3 protein-coding genes are annotated in these 4,956 nt (G+C 56.2%); all 3 read left to right on the top strand.

Annotated features, from left to right (window positions below; genetic code table 11):
- Positions 1-1,180, top strand: a 1,180-nt coding sequence (gene ccrA, locus B3Z49_RS12680; RefSeq protein WP_296991391.1) for a crotonyl-CoA carboxylase/reductase, incomplete at its 5' end; no start/stop codon positions are given.
- A 161-nt stretch (positions 1,181-1,341) separates the two neighbouring features.
- Entirely contained in the window at positions 1,342-3,009 is a 1,668-nt protein-coding gene (locus tag B3Z49_RS12675; protein WP_296991388.1) for an acyl-CoA dehydrogenase family protein, read from the top strand.
- A gap of 235 nt (positions 3,010-3,244) precedes the next feature.
- Positions 3,245-4,956, top strand: a 1,712-nt coding sequence (locus B3Z49_RS12670; RefSeq protein WP_296991385.1) for a methyl-accepting chemotaxis protein, incomplete at its 3' end; no start/stop codon positions are given.

Raw genomic sequence — 4,956 nt, 5'->3', positions numbered from 1 at the left:
TATGTATGCATGGGCGATTCGCGAAGAACGTCATGGCGAACCCGATACGGCCATGCAGTGCGAAGTTCTGCCGGTGACCCAACCCGACAGCCATGAAGTGCTTGTTCTCGTGATGGCGGCCGGGGTGAACTATAATGGTGTCTGGGCATCCCTTGGCAAACCGATCTCGGTCTTCAACGTCCATGATTGCCCGTTCCACATTGCCGGATCGGATGCATCGGGAATCGTCTGGGCGGTTGGATCGAAAGTCACCCGTTGGAAAGTCGGCGACGAAGTGGTCATTCACTGTAACCAGGATGACGGCGACGACGAAGAATGTAACGGCGGCGATCCGATGCTGTCCCCGACCCAGCGTATTTGGGGCTATGAAACACCGGACGGATCCTTTGCCCAGTTCACCTGTGTTCAGGCACAGCAGCTCATGCCGCGCCCCAAACATCTGACCTGGGAAGAAAGTGCGTGCTACACGCTGACCCTTGCCACCGCTTATCGCATGCTGTTTGGCCATCGTCCGCATATCCTGCGTCCGGGGCACAATGTGCTGGTCTGGGGCGCGTCGGGTGGTTTGGGCTCGATGGCGATCCAGCTGATTACAACGGCCGGGGCCAACGCGATTGGCGTCATTTCCGATGAAACAAAGCGCGACTTTGTTCTGGGACTGGGTGCCAAGGCCGTGATCAACCGCAAGGATTTCAATTGCTGGGGTCAGCTTCCCACCGTCAACGGGCCGGAATTTGGCGACTATATGAAAGAAGTCCGCAAATTCGGCAAGGCGATCTGGGACATCACCGGCAAGGGCAATGACGTCGACATCGTCTTTGAACATCCGGGCGAACAGACCTTCCCGGTATCGTGCAACGTTGTGAAACGCGGCGGCATGGTTGTGTTCTGTGCAGGCACCACCGGCTTTAACCTGACATTTGATGCGCGCTTTGTCTGGATGCGCCAGAAACGTATTCAAGGCAGCCACTTCGCCAACCTGAAACAGGCAGCACAGGCCAACAAGCTCGTGATCGAACGCCGTCTGGATCCGAGCATGTCTGAAGTGTTCAGCTGGGAAGACATTCCGCGTGCTCACATGAAGATGATGCGCAACGAACACAAACCCGGCAACATGGCCGTTCTGGTGCAGGCAAAGCGCCCGGGAATGCGCACCCTTGAAGAAGCAGTCGAAGGCTAGTCCCACATTAATCTTCGACTGATAGCTGGCACCCCGCGCGCATTCTCGCCCGATCTGCGCATGGGGTGCCACCACCCTTTATGCTTTGATGCATTCACAACTGATCCGCGCAATCGCCCCACAAGATTGCACGACGAGGACCTGATCCGAGGACCCGAAGAATGACGAACAACGCCCTTTTGCCTGACCTCGAACGTTTGTGCGATGACGCCCTTGCGGCACTCAGCCCGGTTTATGATGCGGCCGAATATGCGCTGCGGACTGCTGTAACGGTCGATGGCCGGGTTAATTCCGATGCCTTTGATGACAACCAGTTTGCCGCACACGGCTTTGCCTGGTTTACCACCTATGTCACCGCCCTTGGCCAGATGAAGGCATGGGCAAATCGTCTTAAGGATCAGGGCAAGTTCGGCAATCTCGAACAACTGATCCTGCAATCGGCGTTTGGGGAATATCTGGCCCAGATCATCGGTGGCATTCCGATGTCACAGGGCGAGATCATCCGTCTTTCGACCCTTGGCGTTTCTGATGACCTGATTGCATCCCTTGCTGCCAACCCATCGGTCGCGACCCTTGCACGTGGTGGCAATTCCGATGCCGCACGCCGGGCGATTGCCGCTGAAATCGAAGACAGCCTTGATACCGGTCGCTTTGGCGAAACCGGCCTTGAAGACGAAACCCTTGATATGGTGCGCGATCAATTCCGCCGCTTTGTTGAGGAAAAGGTATCGCCGCATGCCCATGGCTGGCACGAACGTGACGAGCTGATCCCGATTGAAATCGTCAATGAAATGTCTGAACTCGGCGTTTTCGGCCTGACCATCCCCGAAGAATTCGGCGGCCTAGGCATGGGCAAAACCGCGATGTGCGTTGTCACCGAGGAACTGTCGCGTGGCTATATCGGTGTCGGGTCGCTTGGGACACGTTCTGAAATTGCCGCCGAACTGATCCGCCTTGGCGGAACCGACGCGCAAAAGGAACATTACCTGCCCAAACTGGCATCGGGTGAAATCCTGCCGACCGCCGTGTTTACCGAACCCAATAATGGATCGGATCTCGCACACCTTCGCACCCGTGCGGTCAAGGATGGCGATACCTATAAGGTCACTGGCAACAAGACATGGATCACCCATGCCGCGCGGTCTGATCTGATGACCCTTCTGACCCGCACCAACCCCGACGAATCCGGTTATCGCGGCCTGTCGATGCTGTTGGCCGAAAAGCCACGCGGCACCGATGAAAACCCGTTCCCGGCCAACGGCATGTCTGGTGGCGAGATTGAGGTGCTTGGTTATCGCGGCATGAAGGAATATGAGCTTTCCTTTGACGGGTTCGAAGTCCCGACCGAGAACCTTTTGGGTGGCGAAGAAGGCCAGGGCTTCAAACAACTGATGGCAACCTTTGAGTCGGCCCGTATCCAGACCGCAGCCCGTGCCGTCGGGGTTGCACAGAACGCGCTTGAGATCGGCATGCGCTATGCCAAGGATCGCATCCAGTTTTCCAAACCGCTTTATGCCTTCCCGCGGGTGTACGGCAAAGTCGCATGGATGGTGGTTGAAACCATGATCGCCCGCCAGCTGACCTATTTCTCGGCCTTTGAAAAGGATCAGGATATCCGCTGCGATATCGAGGCCGGCATGGCCAAGCTTCTGGGCGCGCGCGTCGCCTGGTCAAATGCCGACAACGCCCTTCAGATTCACGGCGGCAACGGCTATGCGCTCGAATATCAGATCAGCCGTGTGCTGTGTGATGCGCGCATTCTGAACATTTTCGAAGGGGCTGCCGAAATTCAGGCACAGGTGGTCACGCGCGGCATTCTGACCCGCTGAACGACATAACATTCTGAAATACTGATAAAATTCTCATCCGAACCGTGGCCCCTGTGAACAACGAGGGCAAACTTGGCCCGCCAACACTGGCGGGCCTTTTTCCATATCAACCTAAAGTATGATATATTTTGGACTTACCAGTAGTGATACACTCCCCAAAAGCACACGCAGACCACTGAAAGTCTGTGAAAAAATCGGGCAAAAAGTCCGCCGGGAATAAGGGAGAGAATGGCAAATGAATCACAGCTCTGCAATGCCAGAAAGTACAATCTATGCGCGTATAAATGCCGCCACGGAATTGTTTGCGCAACATGGAGAACAGCTTGCAGAAAATCTGGTCACCGAACTGTTGGGGACCGGGAAAAGCAGTGCTGCGCCAAGTGATCCGCAACATCATGTTGCCGAACTGTCCCGACGTTTTGCAACGCTGATCAATGCAAACAGCCCTGATGCATTCAACCAATGCTTTAATGAGCACGTTCTGGCCAATGCGGTCATCGGACTGGCACCCGATCACATTGTACTGGCCTACCACAAGGTTTCGGCACTTTGCGCAACGCTTGCCGCGCGGTCCAAGGGCGGCACTGCGGCGGCTGATGCGGCGCGATGCCTGCTGATGGCGGATATGGGCAGCCTGATATCGGCGCGCCAGACCGTTTTGGCCAACCAGCGTTCGGCCTCTGAAATTCAGTCGATGTCGGAAATCATCGAACGTGAAACCGACAACATCATTTCCGAGGTCGGCTTCCAGGCCGGGCGCACCAATGATGTGGCGCAGGCCATGGAAAGTGATGCCAGCGAGCTTTCCCAACTGGTCGAACGCATCACTGCCACCACCGAAGTCGCCAGCAGCAATGTCGCCACCGTGGCATCCGCGACCGAGGAATTGCAGGCATCCAGCCACGAAATTGCCGAACGCATCCACAAAACCAATGACATTGCCAGTCAGGCCGTCACCCGCGCCCAGGAAACATCCACCACCATGGGCAGCCTGTCGGAAACCGCGACCGAGATCGGCAAAGTTGTTGATATCGTCAAACGCATTTCCGATCAGACCAAGATGCTGGCACTCAACGCCACGATCGAGGCCGCGCGCGCCGGCGACGCAGGCAAGGGCTTTGCGGTCGTCGCCAACGAGGTCAAGAACCTCGCCACCCAGACCGAAAAAGCTATCCTTGATATCAACGCCCAGATCACCGCCATTCAGGGCGCCACGTCCGAGGCGGTTACCGCGATTGAGGGCATCGGTGGCGCGATTGACGAAGTCAGCCAGCTTTCAAGCGATATCTCGGCATCGGTCGAGCAACAAACAGCCGCGATTGCCGAAATTTCGACAAGTGCGCAGGAAGTCTCCACCCACATGCAGGGCATTTCCGGCGACATCGAACTGGCCAGCCACAAATCGCACAATGCCAGCCAGACGGCAGAGAACCTTCGCATTCTGTCTTCGAATATCCGCAATGATATCAACGAGATGGAAACGCGCTTCCGCATGGTTCTGCGCAGTGCAGACAACACCAACCGTCGTCACGAAGAACGGGTTCCGATTGCCGTTGATATCAAGGTCGACTTTGGCAAAGGTGATGTACGCCAAGGTGTGACCGCGGACATGTCGCTTGCCGGCCTGCTTGCACGCATTGATGCCAGCGAAGATGACCGCAACAAAGCAATCACGATCACGATGACCGATGGCACCCGGCTTAAGGGGACGGTCAAAGCGTACTCAACGCTCGGAACCCACATCCAGTTCACCGAAATCGACGACGAAGCAACCAAGGTCATTTTGGGACTGCTTAAGAAAACCCACGAACATGACGCCAAGATTGCTGATCTCGGCAAGCAATTGGCCGGCGAGTTGGGCAAGGTTCTTGAAGGCGGTTTGCGCAGTCACGAATTCACCCATGATGATCTGTTCAACACCCGCTACGAGCCGATTGACGGCACCGA

This window comes from Thalassospira sp. UBA1131 (assembly GCF_002311515.1).
Classification (GTDB): domain Bacteria; phylum Pseudomonadota; class Alphaproteobacteria; order Rhodospirillales; family Thalassospiraceae; genus Thalassospira.
Note: the sequence above shows the minus strand (reverse complement) of the source record. Positions and strands in the feature narration are given on the sequence as shown.